This is a genomic window from Billgrantia campisalis (assembly GCF_022341425.1).
GTDB classification, from domain to species: domain Bacteria; phylum Pseudomonadota; class Gammaproteobacteria; order Pseudomonadales; family Halomonadaceae; genus Halomonas; species Halomonas campisalis.
The window spans coordinates 216,613-232,514 of sequence record NZ_JABFUC010000002.1 but is presented as its reverse complement, the minus strand read 5'-3'; the positions used below and the strand labels follow the sequence as shown (position 1 = coordinate 232,514).

At 67.0% G+C, this 15,902-nt stretch carries 18 protein-coding genes; 9 read left to right on the top strand and 9 right to left on the bottom strand.

Annotated elements, in window-relative coordinates; genetic code table 11:
* From HOP52_RS03075 to HOP52_RS03060, 4 genes are read left to right on the top strand one after another with little or no spacing between them, the layout of a single operon-like run.
* Window positions 1–477, top strand: a complete 477-nt coding sequence (locus tag HOP52_RS03075) for a (2Fe-2S)-binding protein (protein WP_238975798.1) — start codon at window positions 1–3, stop codon at window positions 475–477.
* Window positions 467–1,177, top strand: coding sequence for an SRPBCC family protein (locus tag HOP52_RS03070; RefSeq protein ID WP_238975797.1), 711 nt, complete (start codon window positions 467–469; stop codon window positions 1,175–1,177). The genes HOP52_RS03075 and HOP52_RS03070 overlap by 11 nt, the downstream gene beginning before the upstream one ends.
* A 21-nt stretch (window positions 1,178–1,198) precedes the next feature.
* Window positions 1,199–2,218 carry an XdhC family protein gene (locus tag HOP52_RS03065; RefSeq protein ID WP_238975796.1) on the top strand — a complete coding sequence of 340 codons (1,020 nt, stop codon included), beginning with the start codon at window positions 1,199–1,201 and terminating at the stop codon, window positions 2,216–2,218.
* A gap of 3 nt (window positions 2,219–2,221) precedes the next feature.
* Window positions 2,222–2,821 carry a nucleotidyltransferase family protein gene (locus HOP52_RS03060; protein ID WP_238975795.1) on the top strand — a complete coding sequence of 200 codons (600 nt, stop codon included), beginning with the start codon at window positions 2,222–2,224 and terminating at the stop codon, window positions 2,819–2,821.
* Between the two features lie 230 nt (window positions 2,822–3,051).
* On the opposite strand, the gene HOP52_RS03055 is transcribed toward HOP52_RS03060, so the two are convergent.
* From HOP52_RS03055 to HOP52_RS03015, 9 genes are all read right to left on the bottom strand, one after another.
* Entirely contained in the window at window positions 3,052–3,282 is a 231-nt protein-coding gene (locus tag HOP52_RS03055; RefSeq protein WP_238975794.1) for a DUF2798 domain-containing protein, read from the bottom strand.
* Window positions 3,283–3,374: 92 nt separating this feature from the next.
* Entirely contained in the window at window positions 3,375–4,580 is a 1,206-nt protein-coding gene (locus HOP52_RS03050) for an NAD(P)/FAD-dependent oxidoreductase (protein WP_238975793.1), read from the bottom strand.
* A 12-nt stretch (window positions 4,581–4,592) separates the two neighbouring features.
* Complete coding sequence (locus HOP52_RS03045; protein WP_238975792.1) at window positions 4,593–5,348, bottom strand: SDR family oxidoreductase; 756 nt, start codon at window positions 5,346–5,348, stop codon at window positions 4,593–4,595.
* 1 nt (window position 5,349) lies between these two features.
* Window positions 5,350–6,381 (bottom strand): aromatic ring-hydroxylating oxygenase subunit alpha, encoded by a 1,032-nt coding sequence (locus HOP52_RS03040; RefSeq protein ID WP_238975791.1) that lies wholly within the window; start codon window positions 6,379–6,381, stop codon window positions 5,350–5,352.
* A gap of 53 nt (window positions 6,382–6,434) precedes the next feature.
* Entirely contained in the window at window positions 6,435–6,779 is a 345-nt protein-coding gene (locus tag HOP52_RS03035; RefSeq protein ID WP_238975790.1) for a recombinase-like helix-turn-helix domain-containing protein, read from the bottom strand.
* 4 nt (window positions 6,780–6,783) lie between these two features.
* Window positions 6,784–7,101 (bottom strand): nitrite reductase small subunit NirD, encoded by a 318-nt coding sequence (nirD, locus tag HOP52_RS03030; protein WP_238975789.1) that lies wholly within the window; start codon window positions 7,099–7,101, stop codon window positions 6,784–6,786.
* Between the two features lie 169 nt (window positions 7,102–7,270).
* Window positions 7,271–8,059, bottom strand: a complete 789-nt coding sequence (locus HOP52_RS03025; RefSeq protein ID WP_238975788.1) for a GntR family transcriptional regulator — start codon at window positions 8,057–8,059, stop codon at window positions 7,271–7,273.
* A gap of 182 nt (window positions 8,060–8,241) precedes the next feature.
* The gene (locus HOP52_RS03020) at window positions 8,242–8,448 is read right to left on the bottom strand and encodes a DUF2783 domain-containing protein (protein WP_238975787.1); all 207 of its coding nucleotides are present in this window, start codon (window positions 8,446–8,448) and stop codon (window positions 8,242–8,244) included.
* A complete protein-coding gene (locus HOP52_RS03015) occupies window positions 8,445–10,142 on the bottom strand; it encodes an FAD-dependent monooxygenase (RefSeq protein ID WP_238975786.1) in 1,698 nt (565 codons plus the stop codon). The genes HOP52_RS03020 and HOP52_RS03015 overlap by 4 nt, the downstream gene beginning before the upstream one ends.
* Window positions 10,143–10,233: 91 nt before the next feature.
* On the opposite strand from HOP52_RS03015, the gene HOP52_RS03010 reads away from it, so the two are divergent.
* From HOP52_RS03010 to peaD, 5 genes are all read left to right on the top strand, one after another.
* Window positions 10,234–11,055 carry a LuxR C-terminal-related transcriptional regulator gene (locus tag HOP52_RS03010; RefSeq protein ID WP_238975785.1) on the top strand — a complete coding sequence of 274 codons (822 nt, stop codon included), beginning with the start codon at window positions 10,234–10,236 and terminating at the stop codon, window positions 11,053–11,055.
* Window positions 11,056–11,410: 355 nt separating this feature from the next.
* Window positions 11,411–12,973 (top strand): quinohemoprotein amine dehydrogenase subunit alpha, encoded by a 1,563-nt coding sequence (gene peaA / locus HOP52_RS03005; protein WP_238975784.1) that lies wholly within the window; start codon window positions 11,411–11,413, stop codon window positions 12,971–12,973.
* Window positions 12,974–12,994: 21 nt separating this feature from the next.
* The gene (gene peaB / locus HOP52_RS03000; RefSeq protein WP_238975783.1) at window positions 12,995–14,422 is read left to right on the top strand and encodes a quinohemoprotein amine dehydrogenase maturation protein; all 1,428 of its coding nucleotides are present in this window, start codon (window positions 12,995–12,997) and stop codon (window positions 14,420–14,422) included.
* Window positions 14,419–14,772, top strand: coding sequence for a quinohemoprotein amine dehydrogenase subunit gamma (qhpC, locus tag HOP52_RS02995; RefSeq protein WP_238975782.1), 354 nt, complete (start codon window positions 14,419–14,421; stop codon window positions 14,770–14,772). Before peaB ends, qhpC begins: the two co-directional genes overlap by 4 nt.
* Window positions 14,773–14,786: 14 nt before the next feature.
* Entirely contained in the window at window positions 14,787–15,872 is a 1,086-nt protein-coding gene (gene peaD, locus HOP52_RS02990; protein WP_238975781.1) for a quinohemoprotein amine dehydrogenase subunit beta, read from the top strand.
* The last annotated feature ends 30 nt before the right edge of the window (window positions 15,873–15,902 follow it).

Sequence of the window (15,902 nt, the reverse complement as noted above, 5' to 3'; positions counted from 1 at the left end):
ATGAGCGAACACCGCATCGAGGTCATCATCAATGGCGAGCCGGTCACCGCCCGGGTACCCGCCCGTCGCCTGCTCAGCGATTTCCTGCGCGACGACCTGGGCCTCACCGGCACCAAGCGCGGCTGCGAGACCGGCATCTGCGGCGCCTGCTCGGTGATGGTCGATGGCCGCCTGGTGAAGTCCTGCCTGAGCCTCGCCGTCCAGGCCGACGGCCAGCCTATCGATACCATCGAGGGCCTGGCCGATGGCGAGACCCTGCACCCCATTCAGGAGTGCTTTATCAACGGCGGGGGCCTGCAGTGCGGCTACTGCACCCCCGGCTTCGTCATGGCCACCTGCGCCCTGCTGGCCGCCAACCCCCGTCCCACCACCGACGAGATACGCCAGGCCTTGAACGGCAACCTGTGCCGCTGCACCGGCTACACCCAGATCGTCGAATCCATCCACCACGCCGCGGAGAAGCTGCATGGAAATTGAAAAGTCCCTCACCCTGGACGCCCCCCCTCAGCAGGTCTGGGAGCTCGTGCTCGATCCCCAGGCGATGTGCGGCTGCGTGCCCGGCATGCAGTCGGTGGAGGTGATCAGCGACGACGAATACGTCGCCCATATGCAGGTCAAGATCTCCTTTATCACCGCCCGCTTCACCCTCAATACCCGCATCGTCGAGCAGGAGGCGCCCCGCTACCTGCGCGCCGAGGGCACCGGCGAGGACGCCTCGGTGGCCAGCTCCCTGACCCAGACCAGCGAGATGTTCCTGAACGAACGCGAGGACGGTGGCACCGACCTGCGCATCAAGGTCAAGGCCGATGTCTTCGGTCGCCTGGGCACCTTCGGCCTGGCGGTGATGAAGACCAAGGCCGACCGCATGTGGGACGAATTCGGCACCAACCTGATCGCCCGGCTCAATGGCGAGGCCCCCGAAGCGGCAGAGACGCCCCGGGCCGCGGCCACCGCCGAGCCCACGCCGACCCGACACCCGGCGCCGAGCACGCCCGCGAACACCGTCGCGCCCCGGGCCGGCTGGCTGGCGCGCCTGCTGGGCCGTGCCCCGGCCCAACCCTCCGCCGAGCATATCCATGTGGAGGTGGAGCGCGGCACGACCCGCATCCGCATCGACTGGCCCGCCCAGCAGTCCGACGCCTGCGCCGCCTGGCTGCGGGAGCTGGTCAAGGCATAACCCGACGCCTGGGAGGCTCCCATGCAGCATCTGGATACTCGCGTGATCGACCGCGCCCTCGACTGGCTCGCCGAGGGGCGCCCGCTATGGCTGTGTACCGTGCTGGCTACCTATGGCTCCTCGCCCCGCGGCCCCGGCTCGCTGCTGGCGGCCGACGATAGCGGCCAGGCCATCGGCTCCCTCTCCGGGGGCTGCGTGGAGGAGGACTTCCTGGCGCGTCTCGGCCGCGGCGAGTTGAGTGGCCCGGTGACCACCCTACGCTACGGGGATGGCGGCATCACCGCCCCCCACCTGCGGCTGCCCTGCGACGGGGTGCTGGAGATCATGGTGGAGCGGTTCCTTCCCACCCCGGCCAACCGGGAGCACCTGCAGGGGGTCGGGCGCGGCCTGCGGGGCGAGGCGCCCCTCTGCCGCGAGGTTTCCCTGACCCTCGGGACCCGCCGCCTGGTGGAGGATGACCAGGCGGCGGAGCGCGTCACCCAGCGCCAGCGGGATGGCGATAGCTGGGCCCGCCTGCGTATCACCCCCAGTATCCGCCTGGTGATCGCCGGCATCTCGCCGGTCTCGGAATACTGCGCCCAGTTCGCCCAGGCCCTGGGCTTCGAGGTGATCGTCTGCGACCCCCGCCCCGAGGCCTGTCGGGCCTTCCCGGTCGCCGGGGTACGGGTCGTGGAACGGCTGCCCTCCCGCTACCTGGCCGAACAGGGGGCCCATGGCGCCACCGCGGTGGTGGCCCTGACCCATGACCCGCGCATCGATGACCTGGCGATGATCGAGGCAGTACGCACCGAGGCCTTCTACCTCGGCGTGATGGGCTCGGCACGCACCTCACAGAAGCGCGCCGAGCGCCTGGCCCGCTCGGGCGGCCTCGGTGCCGACGAGATCGCTCGCATCCATATGCCGATCGGCGTGGCCATCGGCAGCAAGACCCCGGCCCAGATCGCCCTGGCGATCCTCGCCGATCTCCTTGCCCGCTATCACGGCAAGACGCTGAGCGTGGCGCCGGCCCCACAGGCGCCACGCCTAAGCGTGGTGGGTTAGGCCATGGCCCAGTCCCCCCGAGTGGTGGCCCTGATCATGGCGGCGGGCCGGGCGCGGCGCTTCGGTAGCGACAAGCGCCTCGCCCGCCTGTCTAGTGGCGAGACGCTGCTGGCGGCCACCCTGGCGGGGACGCGCTACGCCTTCGTCGAGCGTTTCCTGGTGATCGGTCGGCACGACGAGCCAGGCCGGCGGCTCGCCGACGCGGCAGGGGTCAACTCGCTGGTCGCGCCACACGCCGGCCGGGGACTCGGCTTCAGCATCGCCGATGGCGTGGCCGAACTCCTCCGACGTAACTCGAATGCCGAGGCCCTGGCGGTGGTGCTGGGGGATATGCCGCGCGTCGCCGCGGCGACCTATGCCGCCTTGGTCGCTGCGGCCCACCCCGGGCGTATCGTCCGCCCCGACTATCGGCGCCAGCCCGGGCACCCGGTGCTGTTCGGCCGCGACTTCTGGCCCGCCCTGAGCCGACTGGCCCACCCCGCAGGCGCCCGGGAACTGATCGTGGCAAACCGCCAGGCCCTGTACCCACTCGAGGTAGACGACCCGGGCATCCTGCTCGACGTGGATCGCCCCGGAGACCTCGCCCGCCTCGGCTACCGGTAGCCAACTCCGGCAACTCTCGTATCAAGACCCACGAAGCCAAGCCCATGATCCCTGTCTGTCGTATGCTGATCGCGGTGGCAGCTTCCTGCATCAGACTGCGGGCTTGGTAACAGCCGTCTGGCAGCTTCAGCGGAGGCAGAGCCCTCGACCTTGACGAGGTTCACTGCGCCGGGTCTTGACTTCGCCGGAGTACCGACGCCGTGTCTTCTTGGGCTAGGGAGGACCGCCATTCAGGAAGCGCGGATCAGCTTGGCGGCCAGGCGCAGCACCAGGGGGCGCCCCACGGTGATCAGGGTGAAGGCGATCGGCCAGGAGATCACGAAGGCCTTGGCCCAGCGCCCGGGAAAGCCGGCATCCAGGCCGGTGTTCACCAGGGTGATGGCCAGGGTCATCAGGCCGGCCATGTAGGTGGTCATCAGCACCGAAACCACCAGCGGCTCATAACGAGGCGGAAAGAGCATGAGGAAACTCCGATACATGACCGACGGAGGCGATGTTCCGGCATCGCCTCCTCGGAAAGCGCCGCATTATGTCGCGGGCACCGAGACACCGATCAGCGCAGGGTCATCAGGTTGAAGTCCGGATCAGCCAGTTGCGCCGGGTCCAGTTGCCGCTCGGCGGCGATCCAGCGCTTGCCCAGCTTGATCGCCCGGGGCTGGTCGAAGGCCACCATCTGCACCAGGCGATTGTCGCCGTCCAGGTAGAAGAATACCGGCCCCAGGGGGTCATGACGTACCGCGCAATGGAGCTCACCGCTCGGCACGCCGAGGATCTGGATATTGACGCCATGCTGATCGGACCAGAGCCAGGCCGGCTCATCGTAGTGGGCCTCCTTGCCGAGCATGGCGTCGGCCACCACCCGGGCCTGGTTCTGGGCATAGGCCCAGGACTGCAGGCAGAGCCCCAGATGAGGATGCTGGGAGACGTCCCCGGCGGCAAAGATATTCGGGTCGGAGGTATGCCCGGCGGCGTCCACGACGATGCCCTGCTCGGTGCGCAGCCCGGCCTCTCGGGCCAGTTCCAGGTTGATCTCGACGCCGACGCCCACCACGATCAGGTCGTAGGGCTCGTGGGCCTCGCCGTCGGCGGTGACGGTCACTCGACCGTCGGCCTCCCCGGCGAGCCGGATGTCCTGGCGATTCAGCTCCAGCCCCACGCCGTGGCGTTCATGGAGCTCGCGGATCGCCTCGGCCACCTCCGGGCCCACGCTGCGGCCGCACAGCGCCGGGGCACGTTCGAAGACGTCCACCTCTAGACCCAGCTTGCGCGCGCTGGAGGCCACCTCCAGGCCGATCCAGCCCCCGCCGATGATGCCGATGCGCCGACTCTGCTCGAGCCGTTCCTTGAGCCGGGAGGCGTCGTCCCAGGTGCGCAGGGTCATGACGTTGGCGATCGTCGCCCAGTCGGCCACCGGCATCCGCGGCCGACTGCCGGTGGCGATCAGCAAACGGTCGTAGGGCAGCCGCTCACCGTCGTCGAGCACCACCTCCTGGGCCGCACGATCGATCTCGACGGCGCGGCGAGGCCGGCGCCAGTCGATCTCGAGCGCGGCGAGGCTCGCCTCCGGGAAGAGCCGCGGCAGCGGCTCGCCCTCGGTGACCACGCCCTTGGAGAGCGGCGGGCGCTCGTAGAAGTCGTGGGGCTCGTCGGCCACCACCGTTAGGCGACCCTCGAAGCCCTCGCCGCGCAGCGCCTTGCAGGCGTAGCCGCCGGCCTGGCCACCGCCGATCACCACGATACGCTGGATGTCGCTTGCCATGTTCGTCGCTCCTCAGTTGAAGACGAAGCCACCGTTGATCGGGATCAGCTGGCCGGTGACGAACTTCGCCCAGTCCGACAACAGATAAAGGATAGTGCCGTCCACGTCGTCGGGCTCCTGCTCACGCTTCAGGGCTCGACCCTGGGCGTAGTAGTCGTAGCGCTCCTGGGGCACGTACTCGGTGGCCTCGCAACGGGTCAGCCCCGGCGCCACGGCGTTGACGCAGATCTCGCGCTCGCCGAGCTCTCTGGCCATGGAGCGTGTCATGGCGATCACCGCCCCCTTGCTGGCCACATAGGCCATCAGCCTGGGGGCGCCCCACAGGGCGGTGTCCGAGGCCAGGTTGACCACCCGGCCGCCGCCGGCGGCCTCGAGCAGCGGTACCGCGGCCCGGGTCATCAGCCAGGTGCCACGCACGTTGACCGCCATCACCCGGTCCCACAGGGCCATGTCGTAGTCCATCATGGTATCCCCGCCGACGCCGGTGGCGATGGCGGCATTGTTGACCAGGCCGTCCAGGGCTCCGCCCTCGGCGACCCGGGCCATGCCCGCCTCGATGGAGGCGGGATCGGCCTGGTCGATGACATGCGCCTCGACCTCGGCGCCGCGGCGGCGCAGCGCCGCGGCGGTCTGCTCCAGTTCAGCCTCGAGGATATCGCTGATCACCAACCGCGCGCCCTCGGCGGCAGCGGCCTCGGCGACACTGCGCCCCAGGCCGCGCGCGGCGCCGGTCACCAGGATGCGCTTGCCGGAAAGCATCTGCGCCATGTCAGGCCGCCTGCTGGCGCTGGGCCAGCTGCTTCTTGGCCATCTTCAGCATCACCCGGCGCAGCCGCGAGAGACCCACGTCGTGCTGGTAGAGGTTCTCGTGGTGACGGGCGTCGGGAGCCAGGTTCTCGAGGATGATGCGGTCCTGCTCGAGGACGTCCCAATGCAGTCCCTCGAGCTTGGTGCGGTAGAAGAAGCGCCACACCTGGCGCTGCCAGCCGTCGACCTTGCGCACTCGCCAGAAGAACACCCGGGTGTGCTGCTTGTCCTCGGGCACCGCCATGCCGACGATCCAGAAGGGGCCGCCCGGGCCGAAGCGCTGCTGGTAGGGAATCGACAGGCGCAGCCAGAGGGCGCCGGTGTTGCCGTATTCCACCCAGTCGAAGTTCACCCCGGCCTGGCCGGTCTTCTTGAAGATGAAACCGCTCTCGGTGGGCTCGAGTACCATCTCGGCCTGGCGATCGCCCTCGGCCATGGAGTGCGAATCCGAATGCAGGTAGGTGCCGTGCATGGGGTCCATGACGTTGTCGACGGCGTACTGGTAGTTGCACTTCCAGGTGGCGGTACACAGGAAGTGGCCATAGGTCTCGCCATCGGTCAGCTGCTCCGGTAGCTCCAACTCGCTGGGTTCTTCGTCGGGGGTGGTGCCGAAATAGACGAAGATGGCGCCATGGGCCTCCTGGATGGGGTAGCGACGCACGCAGGCCTGGCCGACCAGCGGGCTGTTGCTGATGGCAGGCACATCGCAGACCTCGCCTGCCCCGTTGACCTCGACGCCGTGGTACCAGCAGGCCAGGCGGTCGCCCAGGTTCCAACCCTTGGACAGGCGGGCGCCGCGGTGGGGGCAGCGGTCCTCGACGGCATGCAGGGTGCCATCGTAGCCGCGCCACAGCACCAGGTTCTCGCCCAGGCGGGTGATGCCGACGGGGTTACTGCCGACCTCCCAACTGGCGGCAACGGGATACCACAGGGAGCGCAGGCCGGTATCCAGGTAATCCTGAACGGCGGTATCGACGGAAGATGCACTAGTCATGTCTCGACCTCGTTATGCGTTGTACTGGGAGAGGAGCACGAAGCTGGGGAGGCTCACCGCCCCAGCACCGCCAGTTCCTGAAGGAAGCTTTCCTGGGTCCAGGCCTGGCCGTTACGGTCGTAGCGATGGTGAGCGTTGAGGCCTTCGACCACGGCCTCCAGCTCGGTCGCGCCCGCGGCGAAGACTTCCTCGAGGGCCGCCACCAGGTCCAGCTCGAAGGCTCCCGGCACGCTGGCGCGGGTCTGCCAGACGGGATTGGCGAAGCCGCCGGGAGCCTCGATGTGGCCCTGGCCGGGTTCGCTGGAGGGAATGATGCGCTGCCAGGTCTTGAGGGCCGGGTTGTAGTCGGAGGTCTTGTCGGATGCGTTGTTGTCGTGGGGCTGGTGGGATGCGGACATGGGATCAGGCCTCCTCGTCGACTTTCAGTTGGATTTCATCATCGATGATGCGCACCGGGTAGACATGCAGGTCGCGGTCGGCGGGTTCGCGCAGGCACTTGCCGGTCTTGATGTCGAAGGTCGCCTCGTGCAGCGGGCACTCCACCTGGCCGTCCTCGACGAAGCCCTGGGACAGCAGGGCATAGGCGTGGGGACAGATATCCTCGAGGGCGTAGAACTCGCCGTCGAGAACGTAGACGCCGATCTCCTTGTCGCCCAGCTTGGCGGAGAAGGGGAAGTCCTCCTGCACTTGGTCGGTCTTGCAGACGGTGGTCCAACTCATGGGGTGGTCCTCGTTGTCGTGGGGTCATGCGCGCTTCATATCATATATGAAACGAGATTTATTATTTGGTCCGTCACAAGAGGAGTATAGACGGCCTTTTTGGCCTGTCAAATACTATATAGTATTCAGAAAGCCAGGGGGCAAGGTGCGACGCGCCGCCCTTCCGGCTTCAGGCGTCGAGCTGCCACAGGGGAGTGGTGAGACTGAGGCGGTAGTCGTTGGGAGGGATGTACATCACCTGCCAGGCCAGCACTCGGCCTTCGGCATTACGGTAGCGGGTCTCCAGGCGCAGCCCGGGGGGCGGCGTCTCGGCCAGCTCCGGGACGATGGCACGCGCCACCGCCTTGGGCAGCCGAGCGTGGCCGATGCGATTCTCCGCCGTGCTCGGTTCGTGGCCCTGGGCCTGCAACAGCGGCAGCACGCTCTCGTGCTCCAGGGTCTCGGCGGGCATGGTCGCGATTTCGCCGGCCACGTCGGTACGCAGGTAGATCTCGGTGTAGCAGTCGAAGGCGCCGTCGATGCGATCCTGGCGGACCAGGTGCAGGTAGCCGGCGGCGCACTCACCGAGCACCTCGACCCAGGCACCGTGGCGCCGCAGCGTCTCTCGCCTCAGCAGCCGAATCAACACCATCCTGACCCGGGTACCATCGGAGCGCAGGAAGGCGAAGGCGGGGGTGGTGATCTCGCGGCGGTGGTTGCCACCAGCGACGAAGGTGCCAAGGCGCCTGCGACGGGTGAGTTCACCGCTATCGACCAGGTCACGCAGCGCCTTTTGCACGGTGCCAAGGCTCAGCGGCAGGGCCGCGGCCAGTTCCTGCTCGGTGGGCAGGCGGGTGCCCTCGGCCAACTCACCCTCGACGATCAACTCGATCAGGGCATCGCGCAGACAGAGGTACTTAGGAGTGCGGGGGGAGTCGGCGAGGTGTCGGGCGACACGCTCAGTAAGCGGGATCAACACGGTAGGGCCTAGGCCTGGACATGGGAGTGCCAGTTTAACCGCTATCGCGCATTAGCGCCCATGCATAGGGACCGCCGAACATAATGCCGGTCCCTAGCCCTTCCCCGCGCCCAGCCCGCAACGGCCTCGGCATCTGGACAGAAACGCCCGCAGCGCTGCATCCGCAGGGGCGAAGCGAGCACTCAGTCAGAGGCGGTCTCGACGACGCCACAACGGGCTTCTTCGATGGCGGCCATCACCGGGTCGAGATCCGGCACGCGGTGGGCCAGCGCCAGCGCCAGCTGGGCCAGGAAGAGCCTCTCTTGCGCCTCGGGCAACTCGTCCAGGGTCTCGGCCAGGCGCTCGTAGACCTTCTCCAGCTCGGCAAAGGGCAGTGTCGGTGCATTCATGATCTCTCTCCTTCCAGTGTCCACCCTTGGGCAAGTTTCAGGGCCGTCTCGAGGGCAGCCGGCGAAAGCGTTTTCCAGCGTGCCGCGATATGCCGGTCGGGGCGCGCCAGGTAGGCGCTGCCGGGCTCGGCGCCGTAGCCGGCAAACAGGCTGCCATCCACATCGACCAGGCTCCCCTCGATGCCCGGTGAGCGCGCCACCCGCAGCAGGGTAAGATCGATGCCCCGGGCCTGGAGCGCCTCGACGCTCTGCTGCAGGGCCGAGTCGACGCGGCCCTCCTCGCTGAAGTGCAGCAGGTTGAAGCCCCTACCCAGATGGTCGAGCAGGAAGTCATCGTCGCCCAGGCGGCGATTGATCAGCGGCGCCCCGGGGACCGGCCCCTCCTCGAAGGCCGGATCGTCGGCCAGGGTCAGGGGGCTTTCGGCGTAGGTGTAGGGGGTGACCTGGCGGGGGTTGGCGAAGCCGCTGGCGTAGTCGTTGTGGAAGGCCAGCGCCAGGGCAGCGTTGCGCATCAGCTGGTAGCCGCGGGTCGGCGGCGTCATGAAGCGGGTGCTCTTGCCGGCATTGGCGAAGACGTCCAGGGTGGCGCCGCGTCGCTCCGGGCTGTAGCTGTCGAGCAGCCGGTCCGGCGCCTGCCCCTTGAGCACGCAGGCCAGCTTCCAGCCGGCGTTGGCGGCATCGGCCAGGCCGTTGTTGAGGCCGCGCACCCCGAAGATCGGCACCAGGTGGGCGCTGTCGCCGATAAACAGCACGCGGCCGTGACGGTAGTCATCCAGCGCCAGGGTGTAGGCCTTGTAGAGGCTCCACCATTCCAGCTCCCAGTCGTCTCCCTCGTGCATCACCTCACGCACGATCAAACCGACCTTCTCGCGGATGCTGGCCTCTTCCACCGCCTGCTCCGGGTCCTCGTCGGGACCGAGCTGGTAGTCGATGCGCCAGATATCGTCGGGCTGCTTGTGCACCAGGATGGTGGTGTCGGGCATTGCGTGGGAATGGAAGAAGGCGCGCCGTTCGGTGGGGAAGTCGGACTTGAGGCGCACATCGGCGATCACGTAGCGCCCCTCGTAGGCCTGGCCGTGCAGGGAGAGGCCCAGGAACTCGCGGATCCGGCTACGCCCGCCGTCGGCGGCCAGCAGGTAGCCGCACTCCAGCCGGTAGTCGCCCTCGGGGGTGGCTACCTCCAGGGTCACGCCGCCATCCTCCTGGCGCACTCCGGTCACCGCGCTCTGCCAGCGCATCTCGATCCGCTCGCTGGCGTGGGCCTTGTCGATCAGGAACCGCTCGATGTACTGCTGCTGCAGGTTGACCATCGGGTAGTAGCGCTCCTGGTCGGAGTGCGGCATCCGGAAGCGGTAGATCTCGCGGTCGCGGAAGTAGGTGCGCCCCTGGGTCCAGCCCAGCCCCCTCTCCTTGAAAGGGGCATCGACGCCGAGCTGCTGGAGGATCTCCAGGCTGTGGCGGGAGATGCAGATGGCCCGGGAGCCGTCGTTGACGGTGGCCTTGTCGTCGAGCACCACCGAGGCGATACCGTGGCGGGCCAGCTCCAGGGCGGCGGTCACGCCCACCGGGCCGGCGCCGACGATGGCCACCGAGTGGCGCACCGTCTCACCGTCCAGTTCGGGAGGACGAACGAAGGGGAAATGCGGATAATCGAAGTAGAGCGAATCGGTTTCCGAGCGTCCGGCGGGTCGCATAGGCACCTCCTGCCAGGGGTTGCGTTGTGGTCCAGTGGCGGCAGAGTAGCCCGGGGCCGGAGGGCCTCCTGTCCCTTGAAAGAGGGGACAGATGTCACCCCCCCCTACGACCATGGTAGCGATCGGCATGGAGAGAGAGGTGCCCGTCAACAGGCTTTCTGCCTGGCCGAGCCTGCTGCCGGCCATGGCGGCCTGCGTGACCCATCTGGGCGGCGAGCACTTCGAAGAGAGCCTGCTGTCTCTGCTGCGCCAGAGTGTCGGCATCGAGCAGTGCATTCTTTTCGTCTTCACCAGCAACGACCGGATGGAGAGCCTGCTGGTGGACAACGCCCGCTACCCCAAGGTCGCCGGGCGCCTCGCCGGCCTCTATGCCGGCGGGCTGTTCCGCCAGGATCCCAACTACCCCTTGCTTCGCCAGCTGGTGGGGGCCGACCCCGGCAAGGAGGGCGTCCGGCTCGTTCCCATGCGCACCGAGGAGATGTCGCCGGCCTACCGTAGCCACCTCTTCGCCCTTCCCGACCTGGCCGACAAGGTCTCACTGCTGATGCCGGCCAACGGGCCGGTGTATTACCTGAACCTCTACCGGGACCTCGACCAGGGGCCGTGTAGCGCCGCCGAGCTCGAGCGGCTGGAAGCGCTCGCCCCCCTGCTGGCCAGCCTCGTGCGCCGCCACTATCGGGAGGCGCGTCCGGCCGCCCTGCCCCTCAGCCCCGAAGAAGCCGTGGCGCTTGCCCCGCTCTCCGAGCGCGAGCGCCAGCTCTGCCTCCAGCTTCTGCGCGGCCACACCCTCAAGACCGCCGCCGCCAAGCTCGACATCGCCCTCTCCACCGCCGAGACCTACCGCAAACGCGCGTACGCCAAGCTGGGCGTACGCTCCAAGGCGGGGCTGGTGGGGCTGTGTCGGCGGGGGTGATTCCCTGCAAATGGAGCAGCCCCGGCACATGGTCAAGTACCGAGACCCGCGCCAGATCCGCCCGGAAAATCAAATCGCACACCGCCCGATGCTGGCCGCGTTCGAGGCGGTAGAGTGTTTCAAGACCATACGCCACTGTTGCAGCTTGGAGCACTCACCCTCCCCTGCACATAGAAAAGCTGAAACAACAAGCCAGAAAAAAACTTCAACCACATGAATATAAACGGCTTTTCAATATTCGGCGCAATGCATGCAAACGAGTAAATGGCACTGGCAAAGCAACACCACGGTGCCGCACGCGACAACGATCGCGGCGAGCATCATGACAACAACAATGCGTGGAGAATTCCCCGTGATGAAACATGCACTTCCCGCAGGGCTATGTAGCCTGGCCCTGCTCATGCCAACTGGCGTTGCTCTGGCCTCCCCCGGCAGCGAGGCCATCGACAGCTACTGTTCCACCTGCCACCAGGCCGACAATGGCTCCCAGAACTGGAGTCGAATCAGCCAGCAGCGCAAGACGCCCGAGGGCTGGGACATGACGGTGGCGCGCATGCAGATCATGCATGGCCTGGAGCTGCCCTCCGAGGCGCGCCGTAACATCGTCAAGTTCCTGGCTGATACCCGTGGTCTGGCGCCCGAGGAGAGTGCCCCCCAGCGCGAGCTGATCGAGCGTCGCCTCAACCGCATCGAGTCCTCCGATCACCCCGAGATGCAGGCAATGTGCGGGCGCTGCCACACCGTGGGCAGAAGCGAGCTCCAGCGACGAGACTTGGATGAGTGGGAACATCTAGTGCACTTCCATGTGGGGCAGTTCCAGACCACCGAATACCAAGCGATGGCTCGGGATCGCGACTGGTTCGGGATCGCCCTCGACGAGATTTCCCCCTGGCTGGCCGAGACCCAGGGCCTGGAGAGTGATGCCTGGGAGGCCTGGCAGCAGGCCGAGACGATCTCTCCCGAGGGCGACTGGCAGCTCTGGGGCCACTGGCCCGGTGAGGGTGACTTCTACGCCGATGTCGTCATCGCCGCCGCCGAAGGCGAGGACGCCTACGCCCTGACCCTGGAGGGCGCCTTTACCAACGGGCGCGAACTCAGCGGTGAAGGGCACGCCATCGTCTACACCGGCTACGAGTGGCGCGCCAGCCTGAGCCTCAATGGCCGTGACTTCAAGCAGGTCCTGGATCTCTCCGAGGAGCGCCCCAGCGGTCGCATCTTCGATGACCATGACGAGGCCCTGGGCATGATGGTGGAACTGTCGCCCCGGGACGCCGCCGAGCCTGGCCTGGCAGCAAGCCTGCCGGCCTCCCTCAAGGCCGGTGCGCGAAGCCGACTGGTATTGCTGGGACATGGCCTCGCGGAAGGCGACGTCGACTTGGGCGAGGGCGTCACTGTGCGCCGAGTCGTCGAGCGCAGCGATAGCCGCCTGGTGCTCGACGTGGAAGCGAGTTCCGACCTGACGCCCGGTTGGCTGCCGGTACGTGTCGGTGACCAGCACCACGAACAGTTGCTCGCCGGCTATCACAGCGTAGACCGCCTGGAGGTGAGCCCGCCGCTCGGGGTGGCACGCATCGGCAACGACAAGACCCCGCCGGTGAGCGGTGTCTTCACCGCTCTTGGCTACCTGGGAGAGGGCGAGAATGCCATTCCCCTGGGCCAGGTGCCGGTGCGCTGGAGCGTGGCGCCCTGGGATGAGATCGCCGAGCGCGACGAGGACGCCAAGTTCGCCGGCGTGCTGGACGCCGCCACCGGGATCTTCTCGCCGGCCGGCGCCGGCCCCAACCCGCTGCGTCAGTACAACGCCAACAGCGTAGGCAACCTGCGGGTCACTGCCAGCGTCGTGGGACAGGAAGCCATGCAGGACGAGGCCCAGTTGATCGTCACCGTACAGCGCTGGAACAACCCGCCGCTTCGCTAACACCAGGACCAGGAGATCTTCATGGGAATCTTGCAAGCGATACCCCAGAACCTGCACCGGGTGGAAGTGGAAGGCCAGCCACTCTGGTTTCATATCCCCACCACCAGCCTCTTCGCACCCGACGCCTTGAGCGAGGAACTTCTGGCCCTGGCCGGTCGCGGGCAGGGGCTCGATAGCCGAGCGCTGCCGGGGCAACTGACGCGTCGGGTCAGTGGCGACGATATCCAGGCGCGCCTGGCGCAGCTCAAGGCCTTGAAGCTGGTCACCGATGGGGCAGTGCAGGCCTACAACCCCACGGTCGAGGTGGAGCAGTTTCCGCTCTCCACCGTGGTGCTCAACGTCAACACCGGCTGCAACCTGAGCTGTAGCTACTGCTACAAGGAAGACCTGGACAATCCCCGGGACGGCAAGAAGATGGACCTGGCCACGGCCCAGGCTTCCATCGAGATGATGCTGCGCGAGGCCCCCCAGCGGGATCGCTACAATATCGTCTTCTTCGGCGGCGAGCCGCTCAGCAACATGCCGCTGATCCGTGAGGTGGTCGACTGGGCCGAGACGCGGATTCACGGGCTGGGTAAGGCGGTGGACTTCACCCTCACCACCAACGCTACCCTGCTGACCGAGGAGAAGATCGCCTTCTTCGACGCCCACCGCTTCGGTATCACGGTGAGCATGGACGGCCCCAAGGCGATCCATGACAAGAACCGCATCGCGGTCAACGGCCAGGGCACCTACGACCTGGTGGCCAGGCGCATCGCGCCGCTGCTGGCCAGTTACCGCTCGCGGCCAGTGGGCGCCCGGGTCACCCTGACCCGCGGCATCACCGATGTGATCGGCATCCACGACCACCTGGTCAATGAGTTGGGCTTCGCCGAGGCGGGCTTCGCCCCGGTCACCTCCGGCGACATGGCCGCCTACAACCTGACCAGCGAGGAGCTCAAGCGAGTCTTCGACGGTATGGTCGAACTCGGTGAGCGTGCCGTGGAGGCCGCCATCGAAGGTCGCGACATCGGCTTCGGCAACTTCAATCAGCTGCTCACCGACCTCTGGGAGGGGCGCAGCAAGGCGGTGCCCTGCGGCGCCGGACTGGGGCTGGTCTCGGTGGACCATGCCGGCGACGTGCATCTCTGCCACCGCTTCACCGGCTCCGAGATGCCCACCTTCGGCAGCGTCCAGGAAGGGCTCGATCACGCCGGCCTCAAGCAGTTTATCGAGGCCAGGAGCGACCGCTCGGAGCGGGGCTGTAGCGACTGTCGGATCCGCAACCTCTGCTCCGGCGGCTGCTATCACGAAAGCTACGCCCGTTACGGCGACCCCATGACGCCTACCTACCACTACTGCGACCTGATGCGCGACTGGGTCGATTTCGGCATTCAGGCCTACGCCCGCATCCTGCGTCATAACCCCGACTTTCTCGACGGCCCCCTGGCCGGGAGGCAAACCGCATGACGGATAACAAGAAGAGCTTGACCGAACTGGGCCTGGCGCCCCTTAACCGCAAGGCCCGTGAGATGGAGCGGGCCGCCACCCAGGAGGCTCTGGAAGAGGTCCAGGCCATGCAGACCATTGCCGGTTGCACCTCCAGCTTCGACCCGGGCTGGGAGGTAGATCCCTTCGGCGGCGTGGCCTCGCTGTGCCAGCCCATGGAGGCGGATCTCTACGGCTGCGCCGACCCCTGCTGGTGGCCGGCCCAAGTGCCGGACACCATGAACACCTACCCCCATTGGGGAGATGGGGCCGACCGCGCCGAGGATGACTGGCGCAAGCTCGATAGCGTCTATCCGGGAGGGGATCAGTGATGAAGAACCCTGTGATGAAGCCACTCAGCCTGACCCTGGCGGGCCTGCTGGCCCTCGCCGCCCAGCCGCTGATGGCCGGTGAAGCTGGTGCCGACGAGGTGCGCGAGTATCTGGTGACCATGGCCCGGCCCAATCAGCTCTACGTGATCGACCCGGAGGCCCAGGAGGTAATCCGTACCTGTGACGTGGAGGGGGCCTTCGGCTCTGGCACTCTGCAACTCTCGCCGGACGAGCGCACCGCCTATCTGCTGCACAACCGTTGGGAAGACGTGGTGGGTATCGACCTCACCAGCTGCGATGAGGTGTTCCGCGCCCGCCAATCCAACGAAGACATACGCGCCAAGTCGATCGCGTCCCTGGCCGTGAGTCCCGACGGTAGCCGCCTCTATACGGTGCAAGACCGGGTACGACGCCACCTGGACCATTACGAGGTGCTCGAGCCACGGCTGGCTGTCTTCGACAGCTCGGCAGGTCTCGATGCCGAGCCTATCGCCACTTTCCCGGCACCGCGTCAGGTGACCACCATGGCTGCCGCCGAGGATGGCTACTTGTATTTGGCCGGGGCCGATATCTATCGGGTCGACCCGGAAAGTGGCGAGACCGAGATCGCCATCGCCAACCGCCACTGGGATCGCCCCGGCTTCAGTCCGCCGGACTCGCTGGCCATGTGGTCCATGGGCGAGGTAACCAATGAATTTTTGCGCCCCTACACGGTGGCGGAGCATCCCGGCGAGGAGGACGAGGCCTGGCACTGGGGTATCAGCCGAGTCGACCTGGCCACCGGCGAGACTGAGAGCAAGGAGATCGCTCCCTTCGAGTTCATCATCTTCTCGATGGTTTCTGACCCTCGGGAGCGGGATATCTTCTATGGCGTCTATACCCAGCTCAGCAAGCTGGATGCTCGCACTCGGGAGATCGTCGAGGTGATCGACCTGGATCATACCTACTACAGCATCAACACCTCCTACGACGGTTCGCGGATCTATCTGGGCGGCGCCTCCAGCGATATCGCCATCTATGATGACGACTTCAATGACCTGGGACGCATTCGCCTGCCCGGTGATATGAGTACCGCAACCTTGAAGGTTGTCCGCTTCTAGGTTGCTGTTGCGTGGTCCTCTTGGCCGGCG